General features: G+C 72.0%; 15 protein-coding genes. 12 read left to right on the top strand and 3 right to left on the bottom strand.

All coding sequences use genetic code 11. The features are described 5' to 3' along the window. Nucleotides 1-6 precede the first annotated feature (6 nt). Nucleotides 7-603 (top strand): GyrI-like domain-containing protein, encoded by a 597-nt coding sequence (locus AFR_RS22550; RefSeq protein ID WP_023363128.1) that lies wholly within the window; start codon nt 7-9, stop codon nt 601-603. A gap of 4 nt (nt 604-607) precedes the next feature. Here AFR_RS22550 and AFR_RS22545 read toward each other — a convergent pair whose 3' ends face one another. From AFR_RS22545 to AFR_RS22535, 3 genes are all read right to left on the bottom strand, one after another. Then, nucleotides 608-2488 (bottom strand): ABC transporter permease, encoded by a 1881-nt coding sequence (locus tag AFR_RS22545; RefSeq protein ID WP_023363126.1) that lies wholly within the window; start codon nt 2486-2488, stop codon nt 608-610. Nucleotides 2489-2498: 10 nt separating this feature from the next. Beyond that, nucleotides 2499-3248: an ABC transporter ATP-binding protein gene (locus AFR_RS22540; RefSeq protein WP_023363124.1), complete on the bottom strand. Its 750-nt coding sequence runs from the start codon at nt 3246-3248 to the stop codon at nt 2499-2501. Between the two features lie 70 nt (nt 3249-3318). Then, nucleotides 3319-4116, bottom strand: coding sequence for a phosphotransferase (locus AFR_RS22535; RefSeq protein WP_023363123.1), 798 nt, complete (start codon nt 4114-4116; stop codon nt 3319-3321). Between the two features lie 232 nt (nt 4117-4348). Between AFR_RS22535 and AFR_RS22530 the strand changes: the two genes are divergently transcribed. From AFR_RS22530 to AFR_RS43805, 11 genes are all read left to right on the top strand, one after another. Then, nucleotides 4349-5950: an ABC transporter substrate-binding protein gene (locus AFR_RS22530; RefSeq protein WP_023363121.1), complete on the top strand. Its 1602-nt coding sequence runs from the start codon at nt 4349-4351 to the stop codon at nt 5948-5950. Beyond that, nucleotides 5947-6858 (top strand): ABC transporter permease, encoded by a 912-nt coding sequence (locus AFR_RS22525; protein ID WP_023363119.1) that lies wholly within the window; start codon nt 5947-5949, stop codon nt 6856-6858. The genes AFR_RS22530 and AFR_RS22525 overlap by 4 nt, the downstream gene beginning before the upstream one ends. Nucleotides 6859-6861: 3 nt before the next feature. Continuing rightward, the gene (locus AFR_RS22520; protein WP_023363117.1) at nt 6862-7716 is read left to right on the top strand and encodes an ABC transporter permease; all 855 of its coding nucleotides are present in this window, start codon (nt 6862-6864) and stop codon (nt 7714-7716) included. Next, nucleotides 7713-9269 (top strand): dipeptide ABC transporter ATP-binding protein, encoded by a 1557-nt coding sequence (locus AFR_RS22515; protein WP_023363115.1) that lies wholly within the window; start codon nt 7713-7715, stop codon nt 9267-9269. Before AFR_RS22520 ends, AFR_RS22515 begins: the two co-directional genes overlap by 4 nt. After that, nucleotides 9266-10402, top strand: coding sequence for an LLM class flavin-dependent oxidoreductase (locus AFR_RS22510; protein WP_023363113.1), 1137 nt, complete (start codon nt 9266-9268; stop codon nt 10400-10402). Before AFR_RS22515 ends, AFR_RS22510 begins: the two co-directional genes overlap by 4 nt. Beyond that, complete coding sequence (locus tag AFR_RS22505; protein WP_023363112.1) at nt 10395-11702, top strand: NtaA/DmoA family FMN-dependent monooxygenase; 1308 nt, start codon at nt 10395-10397, stop codon at nt 11700-11702. Before AFR_RS22510 ends, AFR_RS22505 begins: the two co-directional genes overlap by 8 nt. Further along, nucleotides 11699-12730, top strand: a complete 1032-nt coding sequence (locus AFR_RS22500; protein WP_023363110.1) for an LLM class flavin-dependent oxidoreductase — start codon at nt 11699-11701, stop codon at nt 12728-12730. The genes AFR_RS22505 and AFR_RS22500 overlap by 4 nt, the downstream gene beginning before the upstream one ends. 2 nt (nt 12731-12732) lie before the next feature. Beyond that, on the top strand, nt 12733-13836 hold the full coding sequence (locus AFR_RS22495; RefSeq protein ID WP_023363109.1) for an LLM class flavin-dependent oxidoreductase: 1104 nt from the start codon (nt 12733-12735) through the stop codon (nt 13834-13836). Further along, the gene (locus tag AFR_RS22490; RefSeq protein WP_023363108.1) at nt 13837-15393 is read left to right on the top strand and encodes an FAD-dependent oxidoreductase; all 1557 of its coding nucleotides are present in this window, start codon (nt 13837-13839) and stop codon (nt 15391-15393) included. Further along, nucleotides 15390-15734 (top strand): 4Fe-4S dicluster domain-containing protein, encoded by a 345-nt coding sequence (locus AFR_RS22485; RefSeq protein WP_023363107.1) that lies wholly within the window; start codon nt 15390-15392, stop codon nt 15732-15734. The genes AFR_RS22490 and AFR_RS22485 overlap by 4 nt, the downstream gene beginning before the upstream one ends. A 309-nt stretch (nt 15735-16043) precedes the next feature. Then, a complete protein-coding gene (locus tag AFR_RS43805) occupies nt 16044-16571 on the top strand; it encodes a hypothetical protein (RefSeq protein WP_023363106.1) in 528 nt (175 codons plus the stop codon). Nucleotides 16572-16595: the final 24 nt, after the last annotated feature.

Here is a 16595-nt window from a genome sequence, read left to right as displayed (position 1 = left end):
GGCCCGATGGCACCGAAGACCGACTTCAAGAAGACCCTTGACTCGTACGCGGCCACGCGCGGCAAGTTCCGGGTCGTGGAGGTGCCTGAGCGGCAGTACCTGATGGTCGACGGGCGGGGTGATCCGAACACGTCACCGGAGTTCGGTGCGGCGATCGAGGCGCTCTATCCGGTGGCGTACAAGGTGAAGTTCGCCAGCAAGAACGAGCTCGGACGCGATTACGTCGTCCCGCCGCTGGAGGGGCTGTGGTGGGCGGACGACATGGATGCCTTCACCGACCGGCGGGACAAGGCGCAATGGGAGTGGACGTTGCTGCTCATGGTCCCGGACTGGATCGACAGCAGCATGGTCGACGCCGCCGTCGCGAAGGCCGGGCCGAAGCAGGACGTCCGGCTGGAGACGTTGTCCGAGGGGCGGTGTGTGCAGACGCTGCACGTCGGCTCCTTCGACGAGGAAGCCGACGTGCTCCGGCGTATGCATGACGAGGTGATTCCGGCTCAGGGACTGACGATGGCCGGCAAGCACCACGAGATCTATCTGAGTGACTTCCGGCGGGTGGAGCCGGCCAAGCTGCGCACCATCCTCCGGCAGCCGGTCGCCTGAGCGGCTATTCGCGGGCGCCGAGCAGGGACACCGGGGCCGGGCGCAGGGCCGACCAGGAGGTGATGATGCTGGTCAGGCCGGTGACGGCGAAGGCGCCCAGGCCGACCACGGCCATCAGCGTCCAGGGCAGGTCCAGGGTGGCGACGCCCGTGACCGCCGAGGTGGTCGTCAGGACCGCGACGTAGGTGCCGATCGCGGCCACCGTGCCCAGGAAGATGCCGATCAGGGTGACCGCTGCCGATTCGAGCAGGGCTGCCCGCAGCACCTGGCCGCGGGTCAGGCCGGTCGCCCGGGCCGCCGCGAACTCCCGGCCGCGTGCCGCCGCGGCGATGACGACCGCGTTGACGACACCGATGAGGGCGTAGAGGCCGCCGAGGCCGAGGACGATCAGCATGATGTTGTTGCCGGTCTCCGTACGGCTCTCGGCGTCGCGGGTGAGCCAGTCCTCGACGCCCGTCACGGGGCCGAGGGCGGTCAGGGCGGCCGTGACAGCAGCCCGGTCCGCGCCGGGGGCGAGGCTGACGAACGTACGGGAAGGCGCGTCGGCGAGTTGCGCGGCGGGGATCACGCCGGCCGGGACCAGCAGGCCCGCGCCGCCGCCCATGGTCGTGGGCACCGCGGCCACGACCGGGAGACGCTGGTCGGTGTCGGCGAAGCGGACCGTCACCGTGTCGCCCGCCGAGAAGCCGTCGCCGCCGGGGCCGCGGGCGACCGCCGTGCCGCGCAGGGCCGTGAGGTCGCCGCTGCCCGGGTGGGCGGCCGTGTACGCGGCCGGGTCGATCACCAGTGCCGAGACGATGTCCGCCTCCCGCTCGTCGTCGCTGCCGGTGGTCACGCTCGCCGGTGTCTCGGTCTCGGTCGACGACGCCGCGATGCCGGGGATGCCCGTGACCGGAGCCGGGCCGGTGGTCTCGACGACCAGGTCGGCGTTCGTGGCGGCGCGCTGCTCGGCGACACCGGACGCGGTGAACGACGTGGTGGCGCCGGCCTGACCGAAGACGATGCCGATCAGGACGATCAGGGGTGCGGCGGTGGCGGCGCTGCGGCGTACCTCGTCGCGGAGGTTGGCCCGGGCCAGCATTCCGGTCACACCGGTGGCGGGGAGCAGGCGGGCGACGGCCGGGACCAGCAGCGGCCCGAACATCGTGAGCGCCACGGCCAGGCACAGCGACACGTTCATCGTCATGGCCTGACCACCGCCGGCGCCACCGACCGGCGCGAGGATGATCAGCGCGATCGCGCCGGCGAGGAAGAACAGGCCCGCGACCCAGCGACCGGCGGTCATCACGCGGCCCGCGTCGGGCTCCCGCAGGGCGTCGAGTGGGCGTACCCGGGCGGCCCGGCGGGCGGCGACCAGGACGCCGGAAACGGCGAGCCCGAGGCCCACCCCGCCGGAGACACCGAGGATCCAGTCGCGCCACTGACCGGTGAAGCCGTCCGGCACGAAGCCGAACCCGGTGAGCAGCCGGGTCTGCACCCGCATGACCCCGATCCCGGCCGGGATCCCGGCAGCGGTTCCGACCAGGCCGAGGAGCAGCGCCTCACCGAGCAGCAGCCGGCGCACGTGCCGCCGGCCACCGCCGACGAGCCGGAGCAACGCCAGGTCCCGGCGGCGCTGGGCCACCGTGAACGCGAACGTCGAACTGATGATGAAAACGGCGAGGAACACCGAGAAACCCAGCGTCACGCCGAGCAGCGCGACCGAGGCGTCCGCGCCGTCGGAGAAACGCAGACGCTCGGCCGGCGTCAGGCCCGGCGGCGGGTCGAGCACCGCCGCCGAGATCAGCAGGAGCAGCGACGACTGCACCAGCGCGACACCGAGGCACACCGACAGGGCGGCCCCGACGAACAGCTTCCAGCGTTCGTCCAGGCCGGACCAGCTCATCCGCAACATCTCAGTGCTCCAGATCAACAAGACGGTCGGCAACCTCGCGGGCGCTCGCACCGGTGACGTGATCGACCAGCCGGCCGTCGCGCAGGAACAGAACACCGTCCGCCCGGGCCGCCGCAGCCGGATCGTGGGTGACCATCACGATGCTCTGGCCGTTGTCAGCCATCGCCCGCAGCAGGTCCAGCACCGTACGCGCGGACGTCGAGTCGAGCGCGCCGGTGGGTTCGTCGGCGAAGAGCACCTCCGGCCGGGTCACCATGGCCCGGGTGATCGCGACGCGCTGCTGCTGCCCGCCGGACAGCTCCCGGGGGCGGTGCCGGGCCCGATCGGCGAGCCCGACGTCGGCGAGGGCCGCGCGAACCTCGGACCGCCCCGGCCGCCGCCGGGCCAGCCGCAACGGCAGCGCCACGTTCTGCTCGGCGGTCAGCGACCCGATCAGGTTGAAACTCTGAAAAACAAACCCGATCCGGGTACGCCGCAACGCGGTGAGCTCCTCGTCCCGGGCAGCCGTGATGTCGGTGTCGCCGAGCAGCACCCGTCCACTGTCGGCCCGCTCCAGACCGGCGGCAAGGTGCAGCAACGTGGACTTGCCGGAGCCGGACGGCCCCATGACGGCCGTCCAGGTGCCGCGCCGGAACTCCACGTCGACCTGATCGACGGCCCGGACAGCGGTCGACCCCCGGCCGTAACTGCGGCTGACGCCGTGCAACGCGACCGCGGTGGCGGCGGCGCGAGGTGCGATGGTTGTGGTCACCGCTCGAACATATGGATTTCCACCTGCAAAAACGCTCCTGTGGTCCCCCCGATCCGGGGTAGGGCTACCCCTACGTGCCGGATCGGGCCGCCGTGTCGCGGCCTGGCAGGAAGCTGAGCAGCCACTCGCGGGAGCGGCGGTTCATCGGCTCGTAACCGTCCGCCCACATCGGTGCATATCCCGGGTGGCCGGCCGCCGCTTTCTCGCGGATGTCGGCCAGGGCCACGTCGAGGAAGCCGATCAACAGCTCCACCACGCGCCGCCGGTCGTCGGTGCTGAGCTCGTGGACGTCGGCGAACAGCGCAAAGCGGCGGGACAGATCCGTACCGGCCCGGGCGTCGGTGATGTCGGCCGGATCACGCAGGGGGATCCAGTGGCGGGCCGCGACCGCGATGTCGAAGAGCCGGTCGACCGGCAGGGCCAGGTCGAAGTCGATGAAGGCGGCGGCCCGTCCGTCGCGGACGACGACGTTCTCCAGGCACAGATCCGTGTGGCAGACCAGCTCGCCCTCGGCGCCGGGCGGGAGGGTGCGGGTGGCCCAGGACATCCCGCTGGGCAGGGTGAAGCCGGCCGCTGCCGAGTGCAGAGCGGATTGCAGGGCGGCCACGCTGAGCAGCAGTTCCTCGTCCGCGGCCCAGTCCGGGTAGGGCGGGACGGCGACATCACCCGGCAGGAAGTCGAGGACCTCCCGGCCGCGGGAGTCGAGGCCGAGGAAACGGGGCGCGGCGGTGAACCCGGCCCGCGCCAGGTGGCCGAGCAGCAGGCGTACGGGCTCGGCGTTGCTGCCGCCGGGACGCCGGACGGTGTCGCCGACCCGGACCACCGTGCCGCCGCTGTCGAGGCCGCCGGGTAGGGGCTGTTCGGTCATGCAGTGATTCTCACCGGGCGGGAGGGGCTTGCTCATTTCCCACTTTGGCTATAGGAAATAGGTATGCCCGCACCGGTGCTCCTCACCCGGCGACTCAGCATCGACCTGTGTCGTCGCGCCGGCATGTCCTGTCGCCGCTGACAGCAACCGACCTTCGTTCTTGTCCGCCCCGCCGTTCCGGATGGGGTGCGCCGCCGCATGTCCGTGCGCCCCGTAGCGACAGGAGTTCGCCGTGCACCGCCGACTTGCCCTCATCGCCACCGCCGCTCTTCTTCTGGCCGGGTGCTCGAGCACCGCCACCGATGCCGCCGACGCCGGGCAGCCGGTCAGTGGCGGGCCCCTGACCTGGGGGATCGAGACCGAGCCGATCACCTTCAACCCCCACCAGTACGCCCAGGCCAAGGCCCGCCTGCTGGTCTGGAACACCTTCGAGGGCCTCCTGACCCACGACACGAACGGCGGTTTTGTGCCGTTGCTCGCCACCGGTTACGAGGCCTCACCGGACGGCCTGACCTACACCTTCAAGCTCCGTACCGGCGTCACCTTCTCCGACGGGACACCGTTCGACGCCGCTGCGGTGAAGGCCAACATCGATCAACTTCTCGCACCCGGGTACGCCCCGGCGGTGGCCGCCGTCCAGCTGAAGAACCTCGAGAGTGTGGAGGTGGCGGATCCGGCCACGGTGAAGTTCCACCTGGCGAGACCGGACGTGCTGCTGCTCGACTTCCTCTCGGCCCCGCAGGGCGCCGTCGTCTCGCCGAAGTCGCTGAAGAGCGCCGCGAACCTCAAGGCCGGCGGTCCCGACCTCGCCGGGACCGGCCCGTTTGTCCTCGACCGGTACGCGGCCGGCCAGGAAGCGCACTACAAACGCAACCCGTCGTACTGGGGTGAGCGTCCGGCCTACCTGGACGAGGTGACCTACCGCTTCCTGAAGGAGTCGTCGGTGCGCGTCGGCGCCCTCACCTCCGGCCAGGTGCAGGTCATCGAGGGAGTCCCGGCCACCGATCAGGAGCTGATCACCGGTGATCCGCGACTGTCGCTGACCCGCGGTCTCAACTCCGGCTCGGCGTACTCGTACTACCTCAACGTGTCGCGGGCGCCGTTCGACGACCTGAAGGTGCGGGAGGCGTTCCGGGACGCGTTCGACGTGGACACTGCTCTGAAGGCCGTCTACCGCGGGACCGCCACGCGGGCGTGGAGTGTCATCAGCCCGACGAGCCCGCTCTACGACAAGTCCCTCGAGGGCTCTTACGGCAACAACCCGGCCCGCGCCAACCAGTTGCTGGACGAGGCCGGCTGGACGCAACGTGACGCCGACGGCTTCCGGACCAAGGACGGCAAGCGCCTGACCGTACGCCTGGTGCAGAACGCGCCGTTCGTCCGCGACCGCCGCGACATCCTGGCTCAGACCGTGCAGGCCGCGGTCAAGCAGAGCGCCGGCATCGACCTGAAAGTGTCCCTGGTCGACCAGGGCACCGCGACCAAGGCCCTCGAGGACAACGAGTACGAGGTCTTCGACAACTCCCGGGCGGACACCGACGCGGGCGCCGCGCTCGGCCTGCTGCTGCACTCGGCCGGGGCCATCAACCGGACCGGCGCCAAGGACCCGGCGCTGGACAGGCTGCTCGACGAGGGGCAGGCCACCGCCGACGCCGGGAAGCGGCTGGCGACCTACCGGGCCATCCAGCAGCAGGTGGTGGCCGACCAGGCCGTCGTCCTGCCGCTGTACGCCCCCAGCGACCAGATCGCCGCGGCCAGAACCGTCGGCGGCCTGAGCTTCGAGCCGACCGCGGGTGTGCCGAACAGCGCCTACAACGTGTGGATCAGCAGGTGAAGGCTGTCCTGCGGCGGGTCGCGACCGGTGTGGTGGTCCTCTGGGCCGCTGCCACCGCGGCGTACCTCGCGCTGCTGGCGGCGCCGGGGGACACCGTGGACAGCATCGTCGGTGACGGTGCGGACACGCCGCTGATCCGCTCGCAGATCATCACCGAGTGGGGCCTGGACCGGCCCGCCGTCGTGCAGTACGCCGACTACCTCTGGCGGCTCGCGCACGGTGACCTCGGCCGGTCGTACCTCCTGCAGAGACCCGTCCGCGACATCATCGGCGAACAGGTGTGGCCCACGCTCAAGCTGGCGCTGTTCGCGGCGTTGCTGGGTGTGGTGCTGGCGCTGATCCTGGCGGTGACGACCCGGCGGCCCTGGGCGCGCCGGGTCAGCTCCACCACCGAGCTGGTGCTGGTCTCCACGCCGCCGTTCCTGATCGGGATCGTGCTGCTCAGCGTCTTCTCGTTCCGCTTCGGTCTCTTCCCCGTCGCCGGTGACCGGGGCTTCGCGGCGCTGATCCTGCCCGCGGTCACCCTGGCCCTGCCGATCGCCGGGGTCCTCACCCAGGTGCTGCGGGAAGGCCTGGACCGGGCGCTCGACGAGCCCTTCGCCGTCACCGCCCGGTCGCGCGGACTGCGGGAGAGCGCGGTGCTGGTCCGGCACGCCCTGCGACACGCGCTGCTCCCGGCGGTCACGCTGACCGGCTGGCTCTTCGGCATCCTGCTCGGCGGCGCCGTAATCATCGAGCAGGTCTTTGGCCGGCCCGGCCTAGGCCAGGTCACCCTGCAGGCCGTCAACGCCAAGGACATGCCGGTCGTCCTGGCCGTGGTGGTCCTGTCGGCCGCGGTCTACGTCGTGCTGAACACCGCCGCCGACCTGGCCTACCTGCTCATCGACCCGCGGTTGCGAAGGAGTTGAGCGATGACCATCGCCACCGAACGGCCCCTCGCCGGGCGCCTCAGCATCAGCCTGCGCCGGCCGCGTCCCGGCGTGGCGGTTGCCACGGGCTTTTTGGGCCTCATCCTCGTCGCCGTGCTGTGGCCGGGCCTGCTCGCCGGTGATCCACTCGCCGCCGACCCGTTCCACGTCCTGCAGGCGCCCTCGGCCACCCACTGGTTCGGCACCGATCAGCTCGGCCGGGACGTCTTCGACCGGGTCGTGCATGGCGCCCGGCACTCCCTGGCCATCGGCGCGCTGGCCACCCTGATCGCCGTCACCGCCGGGATCCTGCTCGGCGTCCTCGCCGGCCTCTCCCACCGGTACGCGGACGAGGCGCTCAGCCGTTCCTTCGACGCCCTCTCGGCGTTCCCGCTGCTGCTCCTGGCCCTGCTGTTCATCGCTGTCGCCGGGCCGGGCACGGTCAGCCTGGTCGTAGCCATCGGCATCGCCACGCTGCCGCACTACGCGAGAGTCGTGCGGGCGCAGACCTTCGTCGTGCGGCAGGCGGGCTACGTCACCCAGGCCGTGGCGTACGGCGACTCGCGGACCCGGCTGGTGCTGCGGCACGTCCTGCCCAACGTCCTCGGGCCGATCCCGGTGCTGGCGATGATCGGTCTCGGTGAGGCCGTGCTCGCCGCCGCGGGGCTCAGCTTCCTCGGACTGGGACCACAACCGCCGTCACCGGAGTGGGGAGCGATGCTCTCCGAGGGCCGCGGCTACCTGCGGATCGCCTGGTGGGCGTCGGTGCTGCCGGGCCTGGTCGTGACCGCCACGGTCATCGCCCTGACCGTCACCGGCCGGCACCTGCAGCGCCGCTTCGAGGGGCGGGACCGATGAACCCCCTGGTACGCGTCGAAGACCTGCACGTCACCTTCGACACCGGCCGCCGGCGCATCGAGGCCGTCCGGGGCATCAGCTTCACCGTGGAACGCGGCGAGTGCCTCGCGATCGTCGGGGAGTCCGGGTCGGGGAAGAGCGTCACCGCCCGTACCCTCGTCGGTCTGGCCGGACCCGGCGCCGAGGTCCGCGCCGCCGCGCTGGAGCTCGACGGTCACGACGCCCGCGGTTTCACCGAACGGGACTGGCGCAAGGTCCGCGGCGGCTTCGCGGGCCTGGTGCTGCAGGACGCCCTCGTGTCGCTCGACCCGCTGAGGCGCGTCGGCGACGAGATCGGCGAGGTGCTGCGGGTGCACCGGGGCAGCAAGAAGGTCGAGCAGCTGCTGACCGAGGTGCACGTGCCCGAGCCCGCGCGCCGCGCCCGGCAGTATCCGCATCAGCTCTCGGGCGGCCTGCGGCAGCGTGCACTCATCGCCTCGGCCGTCGCGGGTGAGCCGCCGCTGCTCATCGCCGACGAACCCACCACCGCGCTCGACGTCACCGTGCAGGCGCAGATCCTCGCGCTGCTGGCCGAGCGGAAGGCCGCGGGGGAGACGCTGCTGCTGATCAGTCACGACCTCGCGGTGGTCTCCCAGGTCGCCGACCGGGTGATCGTGCTGAAGGACGGCAGGGTGCGAGAGTCAGGGACGACGTCGCTGCTGTTGTCCGGCCCGCGGGACCCGTACACGAAGAAGCTGCTGGCGGCGATCCCGTCGGCGGCCTCCCGCGGACGCCGGCTGGCCGGACCGGGGGAGGTTCCGGTTGTCCGGCCGGAGGGCGGTGTGGTGGCCGAGGCGACCGCGCTGCGCAAGGCTTACGGCCGCATCACCGTGGTCGACGACGTCAGCCTGACCATCGGCCGCGGTGAGATCGTCGGTCTTGTCGGCGAGTCCGGATCCGGCAAGACCACCGTGGCCCAGCTGCTGTTCGGCCTGGTCGCACCCACCTCGGGCAGTGTCACCTTCGAGGGTGCGCCGTGGTCGGGTGTGGCCGAGGGTCGGCGTCGGCCGGTGCGCCGCAAACTGCAATTCATCTCGCAGGACCCGCTGTCGTCCTTCGATCCGCGGTGGACGGTCGCCCGGATCGTCGGTGAGGCGCTGCCGCGCGGTGCCGATGTCACCCCACTGCTGGACCGTGTCGGGCTCGCCGCGGACGTGCAGGACCGGTATCCGCGGCAGCTCTCCGGCGGTCAGCGGCAGCGGGTCGCCATCGCCCGGGCCCTGGCGCCGCGGCCGAGCCTGATCATCTGCGACGAGCCCGTCTCCGCGCTCGACGTCTCGGTGCAGGCGCAGGTGCTCGACCTGCTCGCCGACATCCGCGCCACCGACGGCACGGCTCTGCTCTTCATCTCGCACGACCTCGGCGTCGTGCATCACCTCGCCGACCGGGTGCTGGTCATGCACGACGGCAAGGTCGTCGAGCAGGGCCCGGTCGAGTCGGTCTTCGCCCGCCCCGGCCATGAATACACGCGCGCGCTGCTCGCCGCGGTGCCCACCCTGGAGGTCTCCGCATGACCGACCTGCACCTTGCTGTCGCCCTGGACGGGCTCGGCTGGCATCCCGCCGCCTGGCGGACCTCGCCGGTGGACGCCACCGCCGTCTTCACACCGGGCTACTGGACGCAGCTGGCCCGGGAGGCCGACGCGGGCCTGCTCGACTTCGTCACCTTCGAGGACACGTTCGGGCCGCCCGGTGTGCCCGGCGGCGTGACCGGACGGCTCGATGCCGTGCTGGTCGCGTCGCGGGTCGCGCCGGTGACGCGGCACGTCGGGCTCGTTCCGGTGGCCACCACCACGCACACCGAACCGTTCCACCTCTCCACCGCGATCGCGACGCTCGACTACCTGAGCAGCGGCCGGGCCGGTTGGCAGGCCCGGGTCTCCGGTGCGCCCGCCGAGGCGGCCCTGCTCGGCCGGCGGGAGATCGGCGTCGGCGAGGAGCAGCTGTGGGACCTCTTCGACGAGGCCGCCGACGCTGTCGAGGTCGTGCGGCGGCTCTGGGACAGCTGGCAGGACGACGCGGTCATCAAGGACGTCGCCACCGGCCGGTTCATCGACCGCGACCGGCTGCACTACATCGACTTCGCCGGGAAGTGGTTCAGCGTCAAGGGACCGTCGATCGTGCCGCGTCCGCCGCAGGGTCAGCCGGTGATCGCCGCGCTGGCCCACGCCGGCCCGGTCTACGAGTTCGCCGCCCGCTCGGCGGACATCGTCTTCGTGACACCGTCCTCGCCGGCGGACGCCGCCGGCCTCGTCGCCCAGGTGCGTGCCGCCCCGCGCGACGGTGACCCCCTGAAGATCTACGCCGACCTCGTCGTTTTCCTCGACGAGCACGGCAGCGCGGCGCTCGCGCGCCGCGCGCGCCTCGACGACCTGGCCGGCTCCCCGGTCACCTCCGACGCTTTGATCTTCGCCGGTACGCCCGAAGAACTCGCCGACCTGCTCCTCACCTGGCGCGACGCCGGACTGGACGGCTTCCGTCTGCGCCCCGCCGCACTGCCGTACGACCTGGAGGCGATCACCCGCCTGCTCGTGCCGACGCTGCAGGACCGTGGCGTCTTCCGTACCGCACCCGACGCCGGCACCCTGCGCGACCGCCTCGGCCTGCCGCACGCCGCCAACCGCTACGAAGGGGCCCGCCTTGGCTAAGCAGATCATTCTCGCCGCGCACTTCCCCGGCGTGAACAACACGACCGTCTGGAGCGACCCTGCGGCCGGCAGCCAGATCGCCTTCGACTCCTTCGTCCGCCTCGCGCAGACCGCCGAACGCGGCAAGTTCGACTTCTTCTTCCTGGCCGAGGGGCTGCGCCTGCGTGAGCAGCGGGGCCTGATCCACGACCTGGACGTCGTCGGGCGCCCCGACACGCTGACCGTGCTCGCCGGGCTCGCCGCCGTCACCACCCACCTAGGCCTGGCCGGCACGCTCAACGCCACCTTCCACGAGGCCTACGAGCTGGCCCGGCAACTCGCCACGCTGGACCACCTCTCCGGCGGGCGGGCCGCCTGGAACGTCGTCACGTCGTCCGGCCCGTTCTTCGGGGAGAACTTCCGCCGCGGTGGCTTCCTCGACCACTCCCAGCGCTACGAGCGGGCCGGCGAGTTCATCGACACGGCGCGCGAGCTGTGGGACTCGTGGGCCGACTACGCGCCCGACCGCGACAGCGGCGTCTTCGCCGACACCGGCACGTTTGCCCACACCGGCCCGCAGTTCACCATCGAGGGCCGCTTCGGGGTGCCCCGCAGCCCGCAGGGTCACCCGGTGATCCTGCAGGCCGGCGACTCCGACAGCGGCCGGGAGCTGGCCGCCGCCAAGGCCGACGCGATCTTCTCCCGGCATCACCAGCTCGAGGACGGCCGCGAGTTCTACCGCGACGTCCACGCCCGGCTGGCCCGGCACGGCCGCGACCCGAACAGCCTGAAGATCATCCCCGGGGTGTCGTTCGTGCTCGGCGAGACCGAGGCCGACGCCCAGGAACGCGCCCACCACATCCGCCGCCAGCAGGTCAGCCCGCAGACGGCGATCCTGCTGCTCGAACAGGTCTGGAACCGCGACCTCTCGTCCTACGACCCCGACGGCCCGCTGCCCGCCGAGGACCCCTCCGGCGCCGACGAGACGATCATCCAGGGCCGCGCCGGCCAGTACCCCGACCGGCTGGCCACCGCGAACGAGTGGCGCGAGCGCGCCGAGCAGAAGAACCTCAGCATCCGCGACCTGATCATCGAGGTCACCGGGCGGCAGTCCTTCATCGGTACGCCCGCCCGCGTCGCCGAGGAGCTGAATACGTACGTCCAGACGGATGCGTGCGACGGCTTCATCCTCGTCCCGCACCTGACCCCGGGCGGCCTCGACGACTTCGTCGACACCGTCGTGCCGCTGCTGCAGGAACGCGGCGTCTTCCGGACCGAGTACAAGACCACCACCCTGCGCGGACACCTGGGGCTGGCATGAAGTTCCTCCTGATCACGCTGATCACCCATCTCGACCCGACCAGGTCCACCCGGCAGCGGTTCCGCGAGGTCGTCGACAACGCCGTGCTGGGCGAGGAGCTCGGCTTCGACGGGTACGGCGTGGGGGAGCGCCACGAGCGCCCGTTCATCTCGTCGTCGCCACCCGTGGTGCTGAGCCACATCGCCGCCCGCACCTCGAAGATCCGGCTGTTCACGGCGGTCACCACGCTCAGCCTGCTCGACCCGGTCCGCGCGTTCGAGGACTACGCGACGCTCGACAATCTCTCCGACGGCCGCCTGGAACTGATCATCGGCAAGGGCAACGGCGCCGCGCAGGCCGAGCTCTTCCACGTCACCGCCGAGGACCAGTGGGACCGCAACCGCGAGTCGTACGAGCTGTTCCGGCAGCTGTGGCGCTCACCTCGCGTCACGTGGGAGGGGCGCTTCCGGCCGGCGCTCCGGGACGCCGAGACCTGGCCACGCCCGCTGCAGCAGCCGATCCGTGTCTGGCACGGCAGCGCCACCAGCCGCGCCTCGGTCGACCTCGCCGCGCAGTACGGCGACCCGCTCTTCTCGGCCAACGTCACCAACCCCATCGAGCCGTACGCCGAACTGATCCGCTACTACCGCTCACGGTGGGCGCACTACGGCCACGACCCGGCCAAGGCCCTCGTCGGTGCCGGATCGGCCGGCTACTACGCGGCGCCGACCTCGCAGGAGGCCGTCGAGACGTACCGGCCGATCTTCGACGCCCGGCTGGAGGCGTTCACCCGGCTCGGTCTGACACCGGTCTTCCCGACCCTCGAGGACGCCATCGACCGCGGCTCGATCCTGGTCGGCAGCCCACAGCAGATCATCGACAAGATCCACCGTTACCACGCCGAGTTCGGCCACGAGGTCATGCACCTGCACGCCGACGCCGACGGGCTCACCGACAAACAGCACCGCGCCACCCTCGAACTGTTCCAGAGCGACATCGCCCCCGAGCTGCGCCGGACCATCCCCAGCCGTCCGCTGGGAGGGGAGTAGTCATGCCCGTACCCCTGTCGATCCTCGATCTCGCCCCGATCCTGTCCGGTGGCACCGCCGGTGACGCCCTGCGCCGCACGCTCGACCTCGCGCGGAACGCCGAGCAGTTCGGATACTCTCGCTACTGGGTCGCCGAGCACCACTTCACCCCCGGCGTCGCCAGCTCCCAGCCCGCGCTGCTGCTCGGCCAGATCGCCGCGGTCACGGACCGCATCCGGCTCGGCTCCGGCGCCGTGCAGACCGGTCACCAGACCGCACTGTCCATCGTGGAGCAGTTCGGCCTGCTCGACGCGCTGTACCCCGGCCGCTTCGACCTCGGGCTCGGGCGGTCCGGTCAGCGCCGTCAGGAGGCGCTGAAGGAACTGAGCAGCCCGCCGCCACCCGCCGAGGAACACGTCGTCGACGGCCTGCTCATCCCGAAACCGTTCTCGTTCGCGCCGCTGCTGGCCTCCGAACGCTCGGCGCTCCTCACCAGCCTGCTCCAGCAGCCCGGTGCCGAACCCCCGGACTTCCCCGCCGTGCTCGACACGATCGAGGCGCTGCTTGCCGGCACGATCGCCGAGGCACGGGCCGTCCCCGGGGAAGGTGCCGACCTCGAGCTGTGGATCCTCGGCAGCAGCGGAGGCCAGAGCGCCCGGGTCGCCGGTGAACGCGGCCTGCCGTTCGCGGCCAACTACCACGTCGCACCCGCGCACGTGCTCGAGGCCGTCACGGCGTACAGGGAAGCTTTCCGGCCCTCGGCGCAGCTGGCCGAGCCGCACGTCATGGTCTCCGCCGACGTGGTGGTCGCCCCCGACGACGCGACAGCCCGGCGCCTCGCCGAACCCCACGGGCTGTGGGTGCGCAGCATCCGCACCGGCGCGGGGGCGATCCCGTTCCCGACACCGGACGAGGCAGCGGCCCACGTCTGGACCGACGCCGACCGCGACCTGGTGGCCGACCGGGTGGCGACGCAGTTCGCCGGCACACCCGCGGACGTGGCCGAGCGGCTGCGGACCCTCCAGCGGGTGACGGGGGCCGACGAACTGCTCGTCACCACGGTCACCTACGACCACGCGGACCGGGTGCACTCGTACGAGCTCCTCGCCAAGGAATGGCTCGGCTGAATGAGCGACCTGGACCTCGACGCGGGCGTCCTGGTGATCGGCGGCGGACTGGCCGGCACCTGGACGGCCCTGTCCGCGGCCACCGCCGGCGCTTCGGTGGTGCTGGTCGACAAGGGCTACTGCGGGACGAGCGGGGTCACCGCAACCGCAGGCGTCTCGCACTGGCTCGTCCCGCCCGAGGACCGGGCCGCGGCGATCGCCGAACGCCGGGAGATCGCGGGCGGCCTGGCCGAGGACACCTGGATGGCCCGTGTCCTCGAGGAAACCTGGGACCGCCTGCACACGCTGGACCTGCCGTTCCCGCAGGCCCGCGACGGCCGGCGCCCGTACCGGACCATCCGCGGGCCGGAATACCTGCGAGCGATGCGCCGCCTGGTGAAACGCGCCGGTGTCCGCATCCTCGACCACCATCCGGCCCTCGAACTCCTCGCCGACGCCGACGGCCGCATCCGGGGCGCGGCCGGGATCCGGCGCCAGGCCGGCAGCGGCCGCTGGCGGATCCGCGCCGGTGCGGTCGTCCTCGCCACGGGCGGCTGCGCGTTCCGCTCCCGGCTGCTCGGCGCCCACGGCAACACCGGTGACGGCCTGCTGATGGCCGCCGAGGCCGGCGCTGAGCTGTCAGGCATGGAGCTGTCGAGCTACTACACGCCCGCGCCCGCGTTCTCGTCGGTCACGAGGTCGATGTCGTACCTGTTCGGAACCTACATCGACGGGGCCGGTCGCGAGATCGACCTGCCCGCCGGGCCGTCCCGGACCGAGGCGCTCGCCCGTGCACTGCTGGAGGGGCCGGTGCGGGTGCGCTTCGATCGCATGCCTCCGGCGATCCGGAACCGGATGCGGCTCGTCCAGCCGAACCTGATGATCCCGTTCGACCGCCGCGGCATCGACCCGTACACGGACTTCTTCGAGGTCACCCTCCGCGGCGAAGGAACCGTCCGCGGTGTCGGCGGCCTCCGGATCACCTCCGGCGCCTGCACGACAACCGTGCCCGGCCTGTGGGTGGCCGGCGACGCGGCCGCCCGCGAACCGATCGCCGGCGCGATCTCCGGCGGCGGCGCCCAGAACTCCGCGTGGGCCGTATCCACCGGCACGTGGGCCGGTGCGGCGGCCGCGGCGGGCGCCGTCCCCGTGACGGACCGGCGGCTACGACCGCTGGGACGCACCGGGATGCGGCCGAGCACGTCCACGAGCGCCCTCGACGCGCGAGAGGTGGCACTCGCCGTGAAGGACGAGATGAACCCCTACGACAAGAACCTCTTCCGTACGGGCACCGGCCTGCGTACGTCCCTGGCCGTCCTCGACCGCCTATGGTCAGCCTCCGCCGACGGCCTCCGCGGTGACGACCCGGTGGCCGCCCGCGAAGCCGCGGCGCTGGTCGCGGCCGGGCGCTGGGCGTACACGTCGGCACTGCACCGGCCGGAGACCCGCGGCCTGCACCGGCGTACCGACCGGCCCTGGACCGACCCCGCCCTGACCGCCCGCCTCCACACCGGCGGCCTCGACCGCATCTGGCACCGGTTCGTCCCGGTCCCGGTCTCGGCGGAGGTGCCTGCATGATCTCGCTGGTGCTCGCCGACCGCTGCACGTCCTGCGGCATCTGCGTCCGCGTCTGCCCGACCAACGTCTTCGACGTGGCCGCGGACGGCCTGCCCCTGATCGCCCGCCAGGACGACTGCCAGACCTGCTTCATGTGCGAACTGCACTGCCCGGTCGACGCCCTCTACGTCGACCCCGACTGCGACAACCCGGCAACCCCCGACGCCGCGGTCGTCCAGGCCTCGGACTGGCCCTCCCAGTACCGCCGCGACTCCGGCTGGGGCCGCTGGCGCACCCACAACCCCGACGAAAGCTGGCGCATGGACAGCATCTTCACCACCGCCCGCGACCTCTTTCCCTGATCGCTACCCTTCGGGGATGCTCCGGCTGATCGGCTACTGGGACGACCGCTCCCACGTCTGTGACTTCGTGCGCAGCGACGCCGACCCCGCGGCGCAGCGGATGGTCGCTGCCTACCTGCGGTCGGGCACGGTGGTTGCGGTCTCGGCGGGTTTCTCCGTCTGCCGCATCTGCCGGATCCGCAACGGCAGCGCCGAGCTCACCGACGGCGACTTCGTGTGGCCCGAGGGCTTGGCGCACTACGTCGAGGAGCACGGCGTTCAGCTGCCGCCCGAGGTGATCGCTGCGGCCGAGCGTGGCCGGCTGCGCCCGTGGAGGTCGCGCAGGCCGACGTCGACAGCGAATGGTGGGCGGCCCTGTCGCCCCGGCCTTGCTCCGAGCACCTGCCGGGCTGCCCCCGCGCGCCTTCGCCGTTGGCGGGTCCGTGCGGGCGCTGCGGCTCGCCCATCACCGTCGGGGTCAGTGAGACGGTCGACGGGAACCGTCTTGCCTGGGGAGTGTCGACCCGGTGCGACACCTGCGGTGATGCGACCGAGGAGGACGGTTGGGGTGAGCAGCCGGACTTCGTGCGGGCGGCGATCCTCGCGCAGTCCGGGCCGGTCCGCCTGCGAGCGGCAGGCCGCAAGCGCGACCTCCTCAAAGTCTTCCGGGACCGTGGCGCAACCATGGCCGAGGCAGTGACCGCCCACGAGCAGCTGACCGGCGCCGGCCTCGTCGGCACTCCGGCCGAGATGCGCCTCCTCGCCACCCGCCTCACAGCAGCCGGCGCAACAACAGAGCTCGCCGGTGATCAGGAGCACCTACCTACGGACGGTGAGTATCGCTACTCAGGCCTTTGACCTGCGGGTACAGCAGGCTGTTGC

The sequence above is a fragment of the Amorphoplanes friuliensis DSM 7358 genome, from assembly GCF_000494755.1.
GTDB classification, from domain to species: domain Bacteria; phylum Actinomycetota; class Actinomycetes; order Mycobacteriales; family Micromonosporaceae; genus Actinoplanes; species Actinoplanes friuliensis.
This window is presented reverse-complemented; position numbering and strand designations above follow the sequence as displayed.